This is a genomic window from Thermococcus sp. P6 (genome assembly GCF_002214525.1).
GTDB lineage: Archaea > Methanobacteriota_B > Thermococci > Thermococcales > Thermococcaceae > Thermococcus.
The window spans coordinates 1,434,328-1,452,388 of sequence record NZ_CP015104.1; the positions used below are offsets into that span (position 1 = coordinate 1,434,328).

Annotated in this window: 19 protein-coding genes and 1 tRNA gene; 9 read left to right on the plus strand and 11 right to left on the minus strand. The window is 56.8% G+C overall.

Annotated features, from left to right (window positions below):
* Position 1: 1 nt before the first annotated feature.
* Positions 2-826 (plus strand): SDR family oxidoreductase, encoded by an 825-nt coding sequence (locus A3L12_RS07760; RefSeq protein WP_232462887.1) that lies wholly within the window; start codon positions 2-4, stop codon positions 824-826.
* Here A3L12_RS07760 and A3L12_RS07765 read toward each other — a convergent pair.
* Complete coding sequence (locus A3L12_RS07765; protein ID WP_088883259.1) at positions 823-1,695, minus strand: zinc metalloprotease HtpX; 873 nt, start codon at positions 1,693-1,695, stop codon at positions 823-825. The two genes, A3L12_RS07760 and A3L12_RS07765, sit on opposite strands and share 4 nt — an antisense overlap.
* A gap of 80 nt (positions 1,696-1,775) precedes the next feature.
* Positions 1,776-3,437, minus strand: a complete 1,662-nt coding sequence (thsB, locus tag A3L12_RS07770; RefSeq protein ID WP_088883085.1) for a thermosome subunit beta — start codon at positions 3,435-3,437, stop codon at positions 1,776-1,778.
* A gap of 205 nt (positions 3,438-3,642) precedes the next feature.
* Here thsB and A3L12_RS07775 point away from each other — a divergent pair, with 205 nt between their 5' ends.
* On the plus strand, positions 3,643-4,308 hold the full coding sequence (locus A3L12_RS07775; RefSeq protein ID WP_088883086.1) for a Kae1-associated kinase Bud32: 666 nt from the start codon (positions 3,643-3,645) through the stop codon (positions 4,306-4,308).
* A gap of 47 nt (positions 4,309-4,355) precedes the next feature.
* On the opposite strand, the gene moaC is transcribed toward A3L12_RS07775, so the two are convergent.
* Genes moaC through A3L12_RS07800 form a run of 5 tightly spaced genes read right to left on the minus strand, consistent with a single transcriptional unit; the run spans position 4,356 to position 8,168 of the window.
* Complete coding sequence (gene moaC, locus A3L12_RS07780) at positions 4,356-4,823, minus strand: cyclic pyranopterin monophosphate synthase MoaC (protein WP_088883087.1); 468 nt, start codon at positions 4,821-4,823, stop codon at positions 4,356-4,358.
* Between the two features lie 49 nt (positions 4,824-4,872).
* Positions 4,873-6,312 carry an RtcB family protein gene (locus tag A3L12_RS07785; RefSeq protein WP_088883088.1) on the minus strand — a complete coding sequence of 480 codons (1,440 nt, stop codon included), beginning with the start codon at positions 6,310-6,312 and terminating at the stop codon, positions 4,873-4,875.
* Positions 6,313-6,342: 30 nt separating this feature from the next.
* Positions 6,343-6,801: a hypothetical protein gene (locus tag A3L12_RS07790; RefSeq protein ID WP_088883089.1), complete on the minus strand. Its 459-nt coding sequence runs from the start codon at positions 6,799-6,801 to the stop codon at positions 6,343-6,345.
* Positions 6,798-7,733: a tRNA (cytosine(49)-C(5))-methyltransferase gene (locus A3L12_RS07795; protein ID WP_088883090.1), complete on the minus strand. Its 936-nt coding sequence runs from the start codon at positions 7,731-7,733 to the stop codon at positions 6,798-6,800. The genes A3L12_RS07790 and A3L12_RS07795 overlap by 4 nt, the downstream gene beginning before the upstream one ends.
* A gap of 9 nt (positions 7,734-7,742) precedes the next feature.
* Positions 7,743-8,168: an archease gene (locus A3L12_RS07800; RefSeq protein WP_088883091.1), complete on the minus strand. Its 426-nt coding sequence runs from the start codon at positions 8,166-8,168 to the stop codon at positions 7,743-7,745.
* Between the two features lie 57 nt (positions 8,169-8,225).
* Here A3L12_RS07800 and panB point away from each other — a divergent pair, with 57 nt between their 5' ends.
* Positions 8,226-9,083: a 3-methyl-2-oxobutanoate hydroxymethyltransferase gene (gene panB, locus A3L12_RS07805; protein ID WP_088883092.1), complete on the plus strand. Its 858-nt coding sequence runs from the start codon at positions 8,226-8,228 to the stop codon at positions 9,081-9,083.
* Positions 9,084-9,752 carry a glycosyltransferase family 2 protein gene (locus A3L12_RS07810; RefSeq protein ID WP_088883093.1) on the plus strand — a complete coding sequence of 223 codons (669 nt, stop codon included), beginning with the start codon at positions 9,084-9,086 and terminating at the stop codon, positions 9,750-9,752.
* On the opposite strand, the gene A3L12_RS07815 is transcribed toward A3L12_RS07810, so the two are convergent.
* The 3 genes from A3L12_RS07815 to A3L12_RS07825 all read right to left on the minus strand — a co-directional run bounded on the left by A3L12_RS07815 (position 9,742) and on the right by A3L12_RS07825 (position 11,563).
* Complete coding sequence (locus A3L12_RS07815; protein ID WP_088883094.1) at positions 9,742-10,584, minus strand: DMT family transporter; 843 nt, start codon at positions 10,582-10,584, stop codon at positions 9,742-9,744. The two genes, A3L12_RS07810 and A3L12_RS07815, sit on opposite strands and share 11 nt — an antisense overlap.
* A 49-nt stretch (positions 10,585-10,633) precedes the next feature.
* Positions 10,634-10,710 (minus strand) — tRNA-Thr (locus tag A3L12_RS07820).
* Positions 10,711-10,780: 70 nt separating this feature from the next.
* Entirely contained in the window at positions 10,781-11,563 is a 783-nt protein-coding gene (locus tag A3L12_RS07825; RefSeq protein ID WP_088883095.1) for a phosphatase PAP2 family protein, read from the minus strand.
* A 97-nt stretch (positions 11,564-11,660) separates the two neighbouring features.
* Here A3L12_RS07825 and A3L12_RS07830 point away from each other — a divergent pair, with 97 nt between their 5' ends.
* The 4 genes from A3L12_RS07830 (at position 11,661) to A3L12_RS07845 (ending at position 16,436) form a co-directional block, all read left to right on the plus strand.
* Entirely contained in the window at positions 11,661-12,104 is a 444-nt protein-coding gene (locus A3L12_RS07830; RefSeq protein WP_088883096.1) for an HAD family hydrolase, read from the plus strand.
* Positions 12,105-12,156: 52 nt separating this feature from the next.
* A complete protein-coding gene (locus A3L12_RS07835; RefSeq protein ID WP_088883097.1) occupies positions 12,157-13,929 on the plus strand; it encodes a ribosome biogenesis/translation initiation ATPase RLI in 1,773 nt (590 codons plus the stop codon).
* Between the two features lie 247 nt (positions 13,930-14,176).
* Entirely contained in the window at positions 14,177-15,367 is a 1,191-nt protein-coding gene (locus A3L12_RS07840) for a hypothetical protein (RefSeq protein WP_088883098.1), read from the plus strand.
* A 76-nt stretch (positions 15,368-15,443) separates the two neighbouring features.
* Positions 15,444-16,436: an AIR synthase family protein gene (locus A3L12_RS07845; RefSeq protein WP_088883099.1), complete on the plus strand. Its 993-nt coding sequence runs from the start codon at positions 15,444-15,446 to the stop codon at positions 16,434-16,436.
* On the opposite strand, the gene A3L12_RS07850 is transcribed toward A3L12_RS07845, so the two are convergent.
* Complete coding sequence (locus tag A3L12_RS07850; protein WP_088883100.1) at positions 16,433-17,176, minus strand: Rossmann-like domain-containing protein; 744 nt, start codon at positions 17,174-17,176, stop codon at positions 16,433-16,435. The genes A3L12_RS07845 and A3L12_RS07850 overlap by 4 nt on opposite strands.
* 67 nt (positions 17,177-17,243) lie before the next feature.
* On the opposite strand from A3L12_RS07850, the gene A3L12_RS07855 reads away from it, so the two are divergent.
* Entirely contained in the window at positions 17,244-18,035 is a 792-nt protein-coding gene (locus tag A3L12_RS07855; RefSeq protein WP_088883101.1) for a class II glutamine amidotransferase, read from the plus strand.
* Positions 18,036-18,061 lie beyond the last annotated feature (26 nt).

Below are 18,061 nucleotides of genomic sequence, written 5' to 3' on the forward strand. Positions count from 1 at the left end.
CATGAAGGGAGCAACCATCATGGGCGTGGAGATAGACCTCGGGGGACTCGGTGTTGTTGTGACGGCCTCTTCGAGGGGGATAGGCTTCAACGTCGCGAGGGAACTGCTGAAGAGGAACGCAAGGGTGGTGGTGAGCTCGCGGAGCGAAGAAAACCTGAGGAGGGCCGTTGATGAGCTCTCGGGCTACGGTGAGGTCCACGGGGTCAGGTGCGACCTCCTGAAAAGGGAAGACCTCGAAGCCCTGATCGAGAAGGGATGGGAGCTCCTCGACGGAATCGACGCCCTCGTCTGGAACGCCGGCAACGTTGCCTGTGAGCCCTGCCTCCTCCACGACGCGGAATATAAAGACTGGGTCGAGGCATCGGCCCTTCACACGGTCGCTCCCGGTTACCTGACCTCGCTCCTCCTCCGGAGATGGCTTGAGGAGGGGAGAAAGGGAACGCTCGTTTACCTGAACTCCGTTTCGGTTAAAGAGCCGATGCCCCCGCTTGTTCTGGCGGACGTTACGAGGGCCGGCCTGATTCAGCTAACCAAGAGCCTTTCGAGAACCTACGGAGGGAAGGGGATACGGGCCTACAGCGTTCTGCTCGGTAGCTTCGACACGCCAGGAGCACGGAAGAACCTCCTGCGACTCTCCCGGGAGAGGGGAGAGGACTTTGAAGAGGTCTGGGAGCGGGAGGTTCTGAGGAGAAGCCCCCTTCGAAGAACGGGTAAATGGGAAGAGCTCGGCTCTCTCGTGGCCTTCCTCCTGAGCGATTCTTCCTTCTACATGCTCGGTTCGACGGTGGTGGTGGACGGTTGCATGACCCGCGGGGTTGACCTTTAGAAGTAGATTCCCATTTCCTCGGCTATCTTTCTGAGCCTCTCTATCCTCGCTTCCGTCGGCGGGTGCGTGGAGAACAGGCTGGCGAGGCTCATTCCCCTGAAGGGGTTGATTATGAACATGTGCGCAGTAGCGGGATTGCCCTCCCTCATGGGTCTGTATCTGACTGCATTCTCGATCTTCATTAAGGCACTGGCCAGGGCATGGGGCTTGCCGCTGATTCTGGCGCCCCCCTCGTCCGCCAGAAACTCCCTCGACCTGCTCACGGCGGCCTGTATTAGCATTGCCGCTATGGGGGCGAGGATGGCCACGAGGATGGCGGTTAGCACGTTGGAGGAATCGTCCCGGTCCCCCCCGAAGCCTCCAAATATGGCTATCCATCGGGCCCAGTAGGCCAGCTGGACTATCGCGCCCGCCATGGCTGCGGCGAAGGTTCCTATGAGCATATCGCGGTTCTTTATGTGGGTCAGCTCGTGGCCTATCACCCCTTCGAGCTCGTCCCTGTTGAGGAGTCTTAGAAGCCCCGTGGTGACTGCAACAACCGAATGCTTTGGATCCCGGCCGGTTGCGAAGGCGTTGGGCGTCTCGGTTGGAATTATGGCAACCTTCGGAACCGGCAGGCCCGCGTTCCCCGCGAGCTTTCTGACCACCGCGTAGAGTTCCGGTGCTTCGTGTTCATCCACCACCCTTGCCCGGTACCAGCCGAGGACGATCCTGTCGCTGTACCAGTAGGTGATGAAGTTAAAGACCAGTGAGAAGATGAACATCAAAAATGCCACGTTCGGCCCGCCGAAGAGGTAGCCTATGGCCATCAGCAGACCCGTTAGCAGGGCCATCAACAGGCCGGTTCTCAACCACATAACCAGACTCACACTCTCACCCTCCATTTCATCCCTCAGAAGAACAGGTCATAAACCTTACGGGTAAAGGAGGTAAAAAAGGTTGAAGGGCATCACATTCCCATGTCCATGCCGCCCATTCCACCCATTCCGCCGGGGGTTCCCTGAGAGCCGCCCTCCGGCTTGCTCACCTTGGCCGCTATTACGTCGTCGATTCTGAGTATCATTATTGCTGCTTCGCTGGCGCTCTTGATGGCCTGCTTGGGGACTCTAAGGGGTGTTATGACGCCGCGCTCCATCATGTCGGCCGGCTCGCCCTCGAACACGTCAATGCCAACGTTCGGCCCCTTCTCCTTGTGCTCGCTCACCACCTTAACGAGCACTTCTATCGGATCCAACCCAGCGTTCTCCGCCAGCGTCTTCGGAATAACCTTGATTGCTTCCGCAAAGGCTTCGATGGCGAGGGCCTCCTTGCCGCCGACTTCCTTCGCGTACTCGTCGAGTCTAATGGCGAGCTCAATCTCGCTCGCACCGCCCGCTGGGAGGATAGCACCGTCCTCCATGACGTCCTTCGTAACCTTTATAGCATCCTCGAGGGCCCTCTCAACCTCGTCAATAACGTGCTCCGTTCCGCCCCTGATGAGTATGGTGACGGCCTTCGGGTTCTTGCAGCCCTCAACGAAGATCATGTTTTCTCCCGCAACCTTGCGCTCTTCGACAAGCTCGGCCTCACCGAGGTCGTCACTGGTGAGGTCGCGGACGTTCGTCACTATCTTGGCCCCAGTTGCCTTGGCGAGCTTCTCCATGTCGCTCTTCTTAACGCGCCTCACTGCAAGGATGCCGTACTTGGCGAGGTAGTGCTGGGCGAGATCATCAATACCCTTCTGGACGAAAACAACGTTCGCCCCAGCATCCTTAATCTTCTCAACCATCTCCCTCAGCATGCGCTCCTCCTGCTCAAGGAAGCTCGTGAGCTGATCCGGGTTGGTGATGTTTATCTTGGCGTCCGTCTCGGTCTTCTTGACCTCGAGAGCCTCGTTTATGAGGGCAATCCGGGCGTTCTCAACTCTCTTGGGCATCCTCGGGTGAACGCGCTCCTTGTCGATGACGACGCCGCGGATGAGCTCGCTCTCCTCGACGCTCTCTCCTTCCTTCTTCTCGAGTTTGATGTTGTCGATGTCCACCTTGTAAGTTTCACCGTCCTTCTCGGCCACCTGCTTAACCGCCTCAACCGCGAGGTTTGCGAGGAGCTCCTTGTGGCTCTCGGCGTTCTTGCCGGTGATTGCGGTCATGGCTATGTTCTTCAGGGTTTTCTCGTCGTCGGGGGTTACCTTCTTGGCCATGTTGTCGAGTATTTCTTGGGCTTTCTCGGCGGCCATTGTGTAACCTTTGATGATTATGCTTGGGTGAATGTTCTGGTCGAGGAGTTCTTCGGCTTTCTTCAAAAGTTCGCCGGCTATGACGACGGCTGTTGTGGTTCCGTCGCCGGCTTCTTTGTCCTGGGTTTTGGCGATTTCAACCATCATTTTTGCAGCCGGGTGCTGGATGTCCATTTCGTCGAGGATTGTGGCGCCGTCGTTGGTGATTACGATGTCTCCGAGGCTGTCTACGAGCATTTTGTCCATTCCTTTGGGTCCGAGGGTTGTTCTGACGGTTTCGGCTATTATTCTTGCCGCGAGGATGTTCAGCCTCTGGGCGTCCTTTCCAACGTACCTCTGGGTCCCCTCAGGCAGAATAACAACCGGCTGTCCACCTTGTCCAACTAACTGAGCCATCTTTCATTCCTCCTAAATCTTGTTTTCGGAATACCTACGTTAGCGCTCTATAAAAATTTTTCGTTTAATTTGGCAAAAATACTGGCTAATTTAAAGCTAAAAATCAATATTTGGTGCTAATTCCTGTCGAAATATCAAAAGTTTAAGGAACTCCGGGAATAGGATTTTTAAATGAACAATTTCTACATCAGATTAAGGTGAGGGGATGGAGCTGATAAAGCAGGGCGCCGAAGCCAGGATATATCTGGCCAGTTTTGAAGAGCTTTACTTCCCATTGGGCACAGAGAAGGTTATAATAAAGGACAGGATACGTAAAAGATACCGGATAAGAGAGATAGATAAAAAGCTCAGGAAGGAAAGAACCGTTATGGAGGCCAGAATACTGCACAGGGCCAAGGAGTTTGGAGTCAGGGTTCCCCATGTTTATGAGATTGATTTAAAAGACATGAAAATAGTGATGGAGTTTATTGAAGGCGAGAGGCTTAAGGAAGTTCTCGAAAAGGTCCCCATGGAAGACCGTTTAAAGCTCTGTCGTGAAATCGGAAGGCAGCTTGGAAAACTACACGAAGCCGGAATTGTACACGGCGATTTAACGACTTCAAACATGATTCTGAAAGGGGAGGATGTTTATTTCATAGATTTTGGTCTTGCTGACTTTGACCCAACACTGGAGGCTCAGGGGGTTGATTTGCACCTTTTAAAGCGTGCTATGGAGAGCACCCACTACAGATGGTTCGATAAGGGGTTTGAGGCGGTACTTCAGGGCTATGCGGAGGTTAGAGGGGAGGAAAAAGCTGAAGCACTGAATGAAAAGATAGAGGAGATCGAGAGCAGGGGCAGATACGTAAGGGAGAGGAAATGGATGAAATAAAGGCATAAAAGGGCTCACGGAACGGACAAAATTTCGAAAACTCCAGCTTAAACATCCCCCTTAACCTTCTCCACGACCCTTACGTCGTAGATCCTCGTGGTGGGGTACTGGCCTTTCTCGTCCTTTTCAACGGCCTTCACCATGTCCCAGATGGTCAGAAGCGCGACGCTTACGCCCGTCAGCGCCTCCATCTCGACACCCGTCTTGTAGTACGCCCTGACCTCGCAGGTTGCTTCAATGTAATCTTCCCCAACCTCAAAACTTATGTCCACGCCCGTGAGGGGAATCGGGTGGCACAGGGGAATAAGTTCAGGGGTTCTCTTAACCGCCAGTATGCCGGCTATCTGCGCACTTGCCAGAACGTTGCCCTTTCTGGTCTTTCCTTCCTTTATGAGCTCTATCGTCTCCGGTTTAAGCCTTATCCTTCCCCTTGCCACGGCCCTCCTGAAAACCTCTTCCTTGTGGCCCACTTCAACCATTTTAACGCCCTTTTCATCCACGTGAGTTAGGTCCATAACACCACCCAAGCTTTCTCTACAAGTTTACAATGGGAATAGGGAGGATTCAGCCCTTCGCCACCCCAATGGGCCTCATCCTCGCCACGAGGTTGGCTATATCCGCCTCATGGACGACGTTAACGACGTTGTCAACGCTCTTGTAGGCTCCGGGAGCTTCCTCCGCAACCACACGTTTGCTTGCGGCTCTAACGTATATACCCCTCTGGGCGAGCTCGCGCTCGATCTTCTCGCCCCGCCACTTCCTCGTAGCGGCATGCCTGCTCATGAGCCTCCCCGCACCGTGGCAGCTCGAGCCGAAGGTTTCCCTCATCGATCCTTCCGCACCGGCCAGAACGTAGCTCGCCGTTCCCATGGAGCCCGGAATGAGAACGGGCTGGCCAACCTCCCTGTAAGCCGCCGGAACGTCCGGGTGCTTCGGCGGGAACGCCCTCGTTGCGCCTTTCCTGTGGACCACGACCCTGACCTTTCTTCCATCCACCTCGTGCTCCTCCACCTTGGCTATGTTGTGGGCGACGTCGTAAACTATCTCCATCCCCATGTCCTCCGCCTTTCTCTTGAAGACCTCCTCGAAGCTCTCCCTGACCCAGTGTGTTATCATCTGCCTGTTGGCCCACGCGAAATTGGCGGCGGCCTTCATGGCGCTGAAGTACCTCTGCCCTTCTTCGCTCTGGAAGGGGACGCTGACGAGTTCCCTATCGGGCCACGGCACTTTGTACTTCCTGTTGGCCTTCTCCATCACCCTGAGGTAGTCGCTCGCCACCTGATGGCCGAGCCCCCTCGAGCCGGTGTGCACCATGACCACAACCTGTCCCTCGAAGAGGCCATAGGCTTCCGCCGTTTTTTCGTCAAAGATTTTATCGACCACCTGAACCTCGAGGAAATGATTCCCGGAGCCGAGGGAACCGAGCTGCGGTGCTCCACGCTGCTTTGCCTTCTGGCTCACGGCTTCCGGATCGGCCCCCTCCATCCTTCCGCCTTCCTCGAGGTGCTTGAGGTCTTCTTCCCAGCCGTAGCCGTTTTCAACGCCCCACTTCGCCCCATCGGCCAGAACGTCGTCGAGCTGGCTCCAGTGGAGCCTCACCCTGCCTTTGCTCCCGAGCCCGCTCGGAACGTTCTTGAAGAGCGTGTCGACGAGTTGCTTAATCCTCGGCCTTACCTCCTTCTCGGTCAGGTCGGTCCTGATCAGCCTGACGCCGCAGTTGATGTCGTATCCGACGCCTCCGGGGCTTATTACGCCATCCTTAGCGTCAAAAGCTGCCACGCCTCCGATGGGGAAGCCATAGCCCTGATGACCGTCGGGCATGACTATCGAATATTTGTAAATTCCCGGGAGCATGGCTACATTGGCAGCCTGCTCGAGGGTTCTATCGTTCTTCATCTTCTGGATCAGGGCATCGTCTGCGTAAACCCTGCCCGGAACCCGCATTCTCTCGTCGAACCGCGGGATCTCCCACCTTATCTTATCGATCCCCTTCAGCGGTACCATACCCCCACCCCCATCCTATTGTCTTTGAAGTTATTTTAAGCTTTTTTTAAACCTCAGCCGCCTCTCCTTCGGGATGTAGTTCATGAGCCTTCCATCCTTTGCCTTCGCCGAGCCGAGAAAGTAGTCCCTCCACGCCACTATGACCCAGCCGTGGATTTCCTCAGTTATCTCCACGTTCTCACCGGCCAGATACCTTCTCGCCCTTTCATCGTCGAGTCTGACGACGTTTCTGGTTGCCCCCGGTCCGACGAGAAAGCTTCCCTCGATGCTCAGCCTTATCCCGTCGCTCTCCACCCTGCCGAAGTAGACCCCCCTGCGCTCCACGTCTCTAACTTCGAGGGGACAGGGTTTCCAGGCGTAGACCCTGTGCCCCCTCCCGCTTATCCTGTAAACGAGCTCCGGCGCATGGCCGTAGTTCTCCATAAGGAGCCTCTTGACGAGTTCCGTGTCGCTTTCCAGTCCTATCTTCCCTCGCGGGTTCTCCTTCATTCTCCCCCCTCCGGTTTGATTATCCTGGCCACGAAGAAGGCTTCGGTGTCGTTGTCGTTCGGGTGTATCCTGAGGGCTTTCTTCAGCTCCCCGGAGTATTCCCTCCCCTCCCATTCCAGCACGGGCTCGCTACTCCTCACCGGCAGGTCTATGCTCCCGAGCCTCGCGTCCGTCTTCCGCAGGAGGTAATCGACCACCTCCTCGTTCTCGAGGGGGTCTATCGTGCAGGTGGAGTACACCAGCGTCCCCCCGGGCTTTAGAGCGCGGTACGCGGCCATTATGAGCCTCTTCTGGAGGTTCATATACCTGATAACCCCCCTCAGGCGCCAGCCTTCCAGAAAACGCCATCCCTTCCTTATCATCCCGACCGAGGAACACGGAGCGTCCAGTAGGATTCTGTCGAAGGTGTTCTCAAAGCGGCCGAAGTAGGCCCCCTCCCTCACGGTTACCCGGGCGATGAGAACGCCAAGCCTGTTCAGGTTCGCGATTAGGACGTTGGCCCTGCCCACCACCGGATCGTTGGCCACTATGCAGCCCTCGTTTTCCATGTATGATGCCATCTGCCCCGTCTTTCCGCCGGGGGCCGCGGCCATGTCCAGCACAAGCTCCCCGGGTCCCGGATCGAGGACGACCGCCGGAATCATGGAGCTCGCCTCCTGACCGAAGATCAGGCCGAGGCCGTGCTCGGGAACCTTCGCGAGGTTGTCAACGTCGATGAAGAACCCCTCACGAACCCACGGTATCGGCTCGAGCTCGAACTCCTCGCTGAGCCTTTCAACGACCCTCTCGAGGGGAGCCTTGAGGGTGTTGACCCTCACGCTCTGCCTTAAAGGTCGGATCATGAACTCCCAGAACTCGTCGCTGTCCTCGAGCTGGGAGTAGCGCTCGTAAAAGGCCGGGTTTGTCTCCCTGATCTTCTCCCGAGCTCCCATGGGATCACCTCATATGTCCGGCACCAGCTGGGCCATCCATCTCCCGTCCGGCAGTCTTTCCACCTTCATGTCGTGGTAGGTTATGGCCTTTACCTCCTCCCGGGGCTCGTGTTTCCCGTAATCGAGCGGCTCCCCGCAGGCCACCACCCTCAGCCTGTAGGTGCCGTCCTTCTCTATCTTAACCCTGAAGTCCCCGAAGACGAGTCCCTTCACGTCGTGGAGCACGAGCAGTTCCTCGAGGAAGCTGTAGAGGAGCCCCATGAGATCCTCTCCCTCGACCTCCAGTTCGTGGCATTCTCTCTTCTCAACCTTTCTCACGTCCACCATCACGTCGAAGAGCGCCAGTGCGACGGCCTCGAAGGCCTCCTCGAGGGTCGAACCGTAACCCCTTATGCCAACGTCTGCTGTGTGTTCGTAGTGTTCCCATTCCCTCATTCGCCCACCTCCAGAAGGCTTAATAAGATGGAGGTTTATTAGCCTAAGGGTGGGAACATGAGGGAGATAACGCCACGTAGAATAATCGAGATGAAGGGCAGGGAAAAGATAGCCATGGTAACAGCCTACGATTACCCCTCCGCGCTCATAGCGGACGAATCCGGGATGGACATCGTGTTCGTCGGCGACTCGCTGGGGATGGTGGTTTACGGCGAGGAGAACACCCTCAATGTCACGATGGATCAGATGGTCTTCCACACCCGTGCCGTTTCAAGGGCGGTTAAGAGGGCCCTCGTCCTTGCGGACATGCCCTTCGGAAGCTACGAGGTCAGCGTTGAGGAGGGCATCAGGAACGCCGTCCGGCTCATACGGGCAGGGGCCGATGCGGTCAAGATCGAGGGCGGTTACGACCACAGGGAGCTCGTGAGGAAGCTCGTGCGCATGGGGATTCCCGTGATGGGGCACACGGGATTAACGCCGCAGAGGTACCTCCGCCTCGGCGGTTACAGGCTCATGGGCGAGACGGAAGAGGAGATAGAGGAGATCCTCCGTGATGCGAGGGCCCTCGAAAAGGCTGGGGCGTTTGCGGTGGTCATTGAGTTCACGCTCTCGGATGTGGCCAAGTTAGTGACCGAGGAGGTCTCGATACCCACTATCGGAATCGGCGCCGGACCTTACGTGGACGGTCAGGTTCTCGTCTGGCACGATCTCCTTGGAATCTACGAGAAGACGCCGCCCTTCGTCAAGAAATACGCCGACATCTCCGGAATGATGAGGTTGGCCCTCGAGAACTACAGAAATGAAGTTAAAAACGGGCAGTTCCCGGCGAGGGACCACTACTGGGAGTTCCTCGACAAGGATGACTTCAGGAGAAAGGCCCAGAGGGCCCTCAAAAGGCTTGAAGGGGACGGGTAGATGCTTAAGGGTTTGAAGGTCACGGTTATCGTGCCCGCCTACAACGAGGGACGAAACCTTCCGCGGGTTCTCGAGGGTATACCCGGCTTCGTTGACGAGGTGGTGGTCGTTGACGACGGCTCGACGGATGACACCTATTCTGTAGCCAGAACAACCTCCGAAGGGGACGGAAGGATAAGGGTTATCCGGCTGGAGAAAAACTGCGGTAAAGGATGTGCAATGCGCGAGGGGATGGGGGTTTCCACGGGCGACGTTGTGGTGTTCATAGATGCTGACGGCCAGCACAAACCGGAGGAGATAATCAAACTCGTTGAACCCATAGCGGGGAACGAGGCCGACGTTGTCATAGGATCCAGGAAGGTCGAGAAGGCCGGCAGGAGGCCGTTCCACAGAAGGCTCAGCAACGTGATAACCACCCGCCTCATAAGGTTCAAGCTACACCGCCACATCTACGACACCCAGAGCGGCTTCAGGGCCTTCAGAAGGGAGTTTCTGCCGGAGGTAGAGAGCGACCGCTACGAGGTGGAGACCGAGATGCTCATAAAGGCCGTTAAGATGGGGGCTCGCGTGCTGGAGGTTCCGGTGAGCATGATATACGACCCCCGCAGGGAAGGACGCTTCGGTTTGATGGACGTTTTTCGATTCCTTCGGGTTCTCTTCAGGTTCTGAGCTCGCTCTCAACCCTTACGGCTCCCAGCGTTCCGAGGGTGATGAGAAGAAAACCCACCGCGTGGTGGATGGTAAAGCTCTCCCCGAGGAGGATTCCGATCCCTATGGCGACCGCAGGGGCGGGCGTTATTATGGTGGTCGCCTTTGAGAGGTTGATCCGCTTTATGGAGCCGTACCAGACTACCTGACCGGCGGCCATTATCAGGCCCTCCGCGACGGCAGAAGGCGAGAATTCAAGGCCCGTGACGATCGCAAGGGGCAGTAAGAGGAGAAAGCCGAAGGTGTTTCTGAGCGTGGCTATCGTCGGGGGACTGTAGGGGAGTTTTCTGGCCATCACGTGGGCCAGCTGCCAGAAGAGAGGAACCAGAAGGAGGAGCAGATCGCCGGTATGAGGCGTTAGAGAGCGTCCCTGAAGTATAACGAGCACCAGTCCGGTGATTATGCTGGAGGAGTAAAGCAGAAGCCTCTTGGTTATCCTCTCCCCGAGAAGGAGCCACGATAGGATGAAGGAGAAAAGGACCTCGCTCCGGGTTATCAGGGCGGCGTTTATGGCGGTGCTCATCCGCACCCCGAAGGAGTAGGCCACGTAGGCAAGGGCCGTCCCGGAGAGACCCACGAGAAAGGCCCCCTTAAGCCCTCCCGGGTTTTCCCGGATTTCCCGGGTTCTACCGGAGATCCAGAGGAGAGCCCAGAGGAGAACCGATGCGATGAGGGCTGAGAAGGCCGCGAAGCTCAGCGGGTTGGAGGGGTTGGTCTTTATAACCACGGGTTCAACGCCGTAGATGAAGGCCCCCATCAGGGCAAGGAGCACTCCGGTGGATTCCCTCCTCATAAACGCCAGCTCTTTTTCTCGTCTTAAAAAATTCACGGGAGAACGTTTATGGAGCCGGGAGCGGGATTTGAACCCGCGACCTGCGGATTACGAGTCCGCCGCCCTACCGAGCTAGGCTACCCCGGCACCCGATGTTAAGGTTCGAAGGAGGTTTATAAATCTTTCTCAGGCTACGGGAGGAAACCCCTCACGAGGTTCAGCCACCCCCGGGATCGAGTGCTATCAGGAGAACCAGAATCGCAAGGAGAAAGTTCGCAAGCGTCACCCGCTTAAGGTAGGCAACCTCAAGCTCGCAGAGTCTCGCGGGAATCCGGGTTTTCCAGCCGGCTGTGACCTTCGATACCACCACTCCAAGGAGGATGCCGGTTAAGACGTCGTAGATCCAGTGGTGGGCGAGCAGGACCGTTGCGAAGGGTATAAGTGAGTTCAGCAGCAGGATAGCCTTCCCGCTGAGGCTTTTTCTGTACTTCCAGACGGTTAAGATGTTTATTGTGGCCATGGTGTTGTGGAGGGAGGGCAGTACGAACTCCTGCCTCGTCAGGAGATTGTTCGAGGAGCTGTAGCCCGGAAGGTTGTAGACGAAGTGGGGAGCGTAGATGTGGGCAACGAGATAGACGGCACCAGCTGTAAGGTAAGCCAGAATGTACCTGACGAGTAGCTCGTCGGATGACTTTAAATCCCTCCGGTAGAGGAGGAGGTAAGCCACCATCAGGGCTATCGAACCCGAGAAACCTACGTAATAGACGATCCTCAGGAGGGGATAAAGGCCCGGGACGGACCTTGTGAACTCCAAAAGCCCGAGAACGAAGTTCCTCGATGTCAGGGGAAGCCTTAAGAACTCCTCAGTGATGTCAACACTCCAACGGCCGATGAGCCCGTAGAGGATCCCGAAGGTTATCCATCCGAAGTAGCTAAGGGCGAAGGCGTTGAGCCTTGAGAGCACTTTGGGGTCATGAATCAATCGCCGAAATGACTCCATGGCTTTACCTCCCCGGGACTCAAGGGGATTCCGGCCCGGCTACCGCTTTTAACTCCAACCCTTAAAAACCTTATACCCAACCACCACCGGTGGGAGCATGGAGGTACCGAACTACGGGAGAATAGAATTCCGGGCGGTTCTCTTCGACCTGAACGGAACGCTCGGAGAGAAGGGCAGGGTCGATGAGGACACGAGGAACCTGCTGAAAAGGCTGGCCGATAGGTACACGGTCGTCGTCCTGAGCGCCGATACCTTCGGAACGCTGGAGGAGCTCACTGATCTCCCAATCAGGATCGAAAGGGTCTCGAACGGCGAGGAAAAGGCGAGGATAGCCCGATCCTACAGGCCCTACGCGGCCGTGGGCAACGGCAACAACGACGTGGCGATGCTTGAGGGGGCAGAACTGGCCTTCTGCGTGATAGGGCCCGAGGGGGCCACCGTCGATGCCCTCCTCGCGAGCGACGTGGTTGTGAGGGACGTAAGGGACGCGCTGGGGATGCTCCTCGACGAGAGAAAGCTCGTGGCGACCCTGAGGGGATGAGGAACCCGCAACCCTTTAAAACCCTCCCCGTCAGCCTAACCCGGTGGTGGGAATGAGGATAGCGGTCATCGATTACGACAGGTGCAATCCGGACAAATGCGGTAACTTCCTGTGCGAGCGGGTCTGTCCCGTCAACAGGATGGGAGGCGAGGCCATAATCATAGACGAGGAGAACTACAGGCCGGTGATACAGGAGGCGAGCTGCACGGGTTGCGGGATCTGCGTGCACAAATGCCCCTTCAGGGCGATAGCGATAGTTAACCTCCCGGAGAAGCTTGAGGAGGGCTGCGTTCACCGCTACGGGGTGAACTCCTTTGTTCTGTACCGACTGCCTGTCGTCAAGGACGGGATGGTCGTCGGCATACTCGGTCCCAACGGTACGGGTAAGACCACGGCCGTGAAGATCCTCTCGGGCGGAATGGTTCCGAACCTCTGCCGGGACAACGATTCGTGGGAGGGTGTGATAAAGGCCTTCAGGGGCAACGAGCTTCAGAACTACTTCGAGAGGCTTAAGAACAACGAGATAAAGCCTGTCGTCAAGCCGCAATACGTTGATCTAATACCTAAGGCGGTCAGGGGAAGGGTCAGGGAGCTTTTGAAGAGAGCGGACGAAAGCGGAAGGTTCGAGGAGGTCGTGAGGGAGTTCGAGCTCGAGAACGTTCTCGACAGGGACGTAAGGCACCTCTCCGGCGGGGAGCTGCAGAGGGTGGCCATAGCGGCTGCAATGCTCAGGGAAGCCCACTTCTACTTCTTTGACGAACCCTCCAGCTACCTCGACATAAGGCAGCGCCTGAAAGCTGCTAAAACCATCAGGAAACTGGCCGATTCCGGAAAGGCCGTGCTAACGGTCGAGCATGACCTGGCGATACTCGACTACATGAGCGACATAATCCACGTAGTCTACGGCGAGCGCGGCGTTTACGGTATATTCTCCCAGCCGAAGAGCACGCGCAACGGCATAAACGAGTTCCTGCGGGGTTATCTAAGGGATGAGAACGTCCGCTTCAGGCCCTACGAAGTCAGCTTCACAAAGAAGAGCGAGAGGAAGTCTCAGGAGGGCGAGGTGCTCGTCGAGTATCCCGCTCTGGTAAAGGACTACGGCCCCTTCAGGCTCGAGGCAGAGGGTGGGGAACTCTACACGGGCGAGGTCGTGGGTATAGTAGGTCCCAACGGGATCGGAAAAACGACCTTCGTGAAGATGCTGGCCGGTGTGGAGAAGCCCACGGAGGGGGAAGTGGACTGGACGCTTACGGTTAGCTACAAACCCCAGTACATAAAGGTGGACTACGAGGGGACGGTGTTCGACCTTCTGAGCGGCATAGACTCTTCAAAGCTGTTGAGCAACTTCTACAAGACCGAGCTTCTGAAACCCCTCGGGATAACGGAGCTCTACGACAGGAACGTGAACGAGCTTAGCGGTGGCGAGCTCCAGAGGGTGGCCATAACGGCCTGCCTGATACGGGAAGCGGACCTCTACCTCCTCGACGAGCCTTCGGCCCACCTCGATGTTGAGCAGAGGCTGGCCGTCTCCAAGGCCATAAGGTCCCTCATGGCGAAGAACGAGAAGACGGCCCTGATAGTAGAGCACGACGTTATGATGGTGGATTACCTTAGCGACAGGCTGATAGTGTTCGAGGGCGAGCCCGGAAGGAGGGGGAGGGCCCTGCCGCCGATGGGCATGAGGGAGGGGATGAACAGGTTCCTTGCCTCGATCGGGATAACCTTCAGGCGCGATCCCGATACGGGAAGACCGAGGGCCAATAAGGAGAACTCCGTGAAGGACAGGGAACAGAAGGAGAGGGGGGAGTACTACTACGTCGATTGATGCTTCCCCTTGAACCCCTGAATAACCTTCTTCTCCCGGTAGCTCTCCCCCAACAGCCCGGTTTTTAATTTTGTTCTTTAAAACCGCTCCTTAAACGGGAGTAAACCATGGATAACGTTTTTTAACGGTAGAACCTGAAGAAAGGAAGAAAAAACCGTCGGGATAAATAAACGTGAATGTAAACCGACGATTTCGTGAAAAAAGCTTAAATAGGGCTTTTTTCATAGGAAGAATCTAGGTGATTGGCATGATGTGGAAGAAAGGAATCGCCCTGCTTTGGGGTTTGATGCTGCTGGCGACCGTGCCGACCTTTGGAAGGGCGGCGGCAGAGAGCAACGCAAAGGTCACGGTAATACTGGTGAGCGACAACGAAGCGGACGGGAGCGTGGTCCAGTACCTCGCCAACGTTACGGGAGCGGTGGTGGTCACCACCCCGTGGGGACGCTACGATCCGAACGTCACTGCAAGGATCATCGCCTACGCGCCCGACGAGGTCATAATAATCGGCGGGCCCGTCGCGGTTTCAGAGGAGTACGCAAGTGACTTAGAGGAGCTCAACATAACCGTTGAACGCTGGGGCGGTGCGAACAGATACGAAACCAACCTCAAGGTCATGAAGGAAGCCATGGCCAGGTTCGGGCTCAGCTTCAACGAGAGCGTGATAATCGTCCCGGGAAACGACAGCGTGGCTCTAAAGAAGGCCGTCAAAATAGCGCTGAGGAAAAGGGCCCTGTTGCTCTTCGTAAACGGCACGGATAACGTTACCGAGAGGATCATAGAGCTCCACATGAGGCCCAAAAACGTCACACTGATAGGAACCCCCGTGATGGAGAGGGTCCTCCTGAGGGCCAGGGAACACATCCGGGAGCACCTCAACACCTCAGTGGAGGAAGTTGAGGTCAACATGACGGCCCAGACGGCACTTGAGGCGATCAACGCGAGTGAGGAGAGGATAGAGGCGGCCAGAGAAATGCTCCAGAACGTAACCCTTCCCCCAAGCAGGGAAAAGCTGGCCGATAAAATGCTCAACCTGTCAGAGATGGAGCTTGAGAGGGCAAAGGAAGCCTACAACGAGGGCAAATACGGAAGGGCGTACGGACAGGCGATAGCTGCCGGGGCCCATGCGGAGTTCGTCATAAAGATAGCTTCGGACGAATGGAACGTTCAGATCAAGGCAAACAGGACCAGAATGGCAGAGGTATTCGTCTGGAAGGTCGAGAAGCAGCTTCAGGTACTTGAGAAGGCAGGAATCAACGTTACGGAACTGAAGGGGCTTGTGGAACAGCTCAAAACCGCGATAGCAAACAGGGATTACGATGCCATAGACTCTTTGATCCACCGGATAAGGGAGAAGCTCCTCGAGATCTACACTCAGGGCAGGTTTAAGCTCAGGGAAAGGATCGTCTTCCCGGCTCACAGGGGTCACGGGAAGCCGTGAAGGTTTCCTTTTTTCACGCCCTTTTCTTTCAAAAGTTTTTTAACCCGAACCCCATTCGATAAACCCGGGGATTCGGATGCTGCCACCGGGCAAAGTTCCACCGGAGAAACTCGAGGAACTCGTTTTCACCCACCTCGGAAAAAAGGATGGGAGGGTTATAATCGGCCCCGGGCCGGGGATAGACGCGGCCGCCATCGACTTCGGGTCTTCCGTTCTCGTGGCTTCAACCGATCCAATAACCGGTGCCGGAAAGGGGATAGGCTTCTACGCCGTTCACGTCAATGCCAACGACGTTGCGACGTTCGGTGCCGTGCCCCGGTGGTTTCTGGTGACCGTACTCCTGCCGGAGGGAAGTGACGAGGGGCTTCTCGGCATGATAATGGGCGAGATCCACGAGAGTGCAGAGAAGCTCGGGATTACCGTGGTCGGTGGCCACACCGAGGTAACACCGGCCCTCGGGAGGCCCGTGGTTGTCGGGACGATGCTCGGCGAGGTGGAGAAGGGGAAGCTCGTTACCTCGAACGGTGCCAGACCCGGGGATGCCATCGTCGTTACCAAGTGGGCCGGTCTGGAGGGAACTTCCATAATAGCGAGCGAGCGTGCGGAGGAGCTTGAGAGATCATTTGGAAGGGAATTCGTCGAGAGGGCAGCCTCGTTCATCGGGATGATAAGCGTTGTTGAGGACGCCCTAACGGCCGTTGAAGCTGGCGTTCACGCCATGCACGACCCCACTGAGGGGGGTCTGGCCAACGGCCTGCACGAGATGGCGGACTCGGCCGGGCTGGGATTTCGAGTTCACGCGGATAGGATACCCATCCGGGAGGAGACGCTCAGGATATGCGAGTTCTACAACCTGAACCCGCTGGCCCTGATAAGCTCCGGCATGCTGATGGTGGCTACACCCCCGGAAAGGGCCGGGAAGCTCGTCGAAGCGCTGGAATCCAGAGGGATAAAAGCCTCCATCATAGGCGAGTTCGTCGAGGAGGGGGACATCAGGGTAATCGTTGAGAAGGGGAAGGAGAAACCCCTCGAACGGCCCGAAAGCGACGAGCTCTGGAAGGTTGTTTAGGGTTCCACCTCAAGCACGTACTTTCTGCTCTCCCCCTCGAACCCCCTGAAAGAGCCGAGTTTGAGCTTTAGAAGTGCCCGCTCAACGTTCGTAACGCTCATGGACGCGAGGTGTGTCACCCCGCTGCCCCTGAGAAAGTCCGGATGGAGCTGGGCGGTCGGGCCCGTGAGGATGAGCGCTCTGGCCTTCTTCGACCTCTCCAGTATCATGTCGATGCTCCCGTTGATCACCGCGGAACCGCTCACCACCACCGCATCCGCCTCCGGGAGGAGGTCGTACTCGAGGGCGTCGCTCAGGGTATCCCTGTCCCAGAGCTTCGGGTTGCGTTCGAAGACGAGAACCTCGAAGCCCCTCCTGCGAAGTCCCGAAACCACCGGGGGCATGTTCCCGATCACCGCCACAACCTTGGGGTTTTCTCCGAGGAGCTCAACGACGTCCTTATCCGGGGCCCCGGAAAGGTCGAGGTAGTACTGGGAAAGGGCGTTTATCGCGGCCATTCCGAGGGTTCTTTCTATCACGTTAATGCTATCGGCTCTCTCTATGAAAGCCTCGAGGGAGGGCTCTTCGATGGAACTCCTGTACCTTCCGACCTCCTCCGGGAGGGTCATGGCCACCCCGAGGGCTCTGCGCCGCCCCTCTATCAGAACGTAGGTGTAGGGGAGTGCGAAGGAGAAATCCACGAGTCGAAAGTCCTCTCCGATGGCCTTCAGGGCCCTCTGCTTAACCTTCCTCAGCAGCATGGGGTACCTTGAGTGTACCGGCCTAAAAGCTTTATGGGAAAAGAGCTATCCTCATCGGTGAAGGGGAATGTGCAGGATACTCTTTGCGACGGGTGAGGGCAGGGCAGTTATTCCCCTGCTCGAGGGGCTCGTTAGGGCCTCCGGGAACGATCCGTACAAGGAAAAACGGGGTAAGGGAAGGGAGCATCGGGACGGCTGGGGCTACCTCCTGATTAAAAACGGAAGTGTGAGGCACTACAGGTCCATGACGCCCCTTTTCAAGGACGGGGATGCCCTTGAAACCCTCAGGGGGGAACTCCATGGGTTTGTGACCCTCATGGTGCATGCACGGGCTGCCTCGCAGGGTTCGAAGGATCTCTTCAACGTTCAGCCACTGGCCTTCTCCTCGAGGCACGGCTTCACCTTCTGGCTCATCCACAACGGTGACCTCGACAAATCCAGAATAATGAACCTCGCGGAGCTCGATGCTGAAGAGCTCGAAAGGGCATCAGATACTTACGCCTTCGCGACCTACCTGTGCAGGAGGCTCCAAAACCCAACCCCGGAGGAGCTGCTGCTCCACTACAGAAGGGGGGCGGAAGCAACGAGGTCCCTCTTCAACACTGCGGGCATTTTTCACCTCTCCAGCGGGGATTTCGTGGCTTTCTTAACCGCGAAGATGGGCGATAACTACATCAGGGATCCTTTGAGCTATGACTACGGTAAGCTACTCCTTCTCAGGAGGGAGAACCTCTTCGCCGTGGCATCTTCAACGGTGGGGCTCTACTACAGGGCCGAATACGACGTCGTGCCGAACAACACGGCCTTTTACGTCCGCATCGGAAGGGAATCCTTTTACGTCAAAAGTCTGCACCTGTGAAGCTTTATATACAATGATGCCCTAAC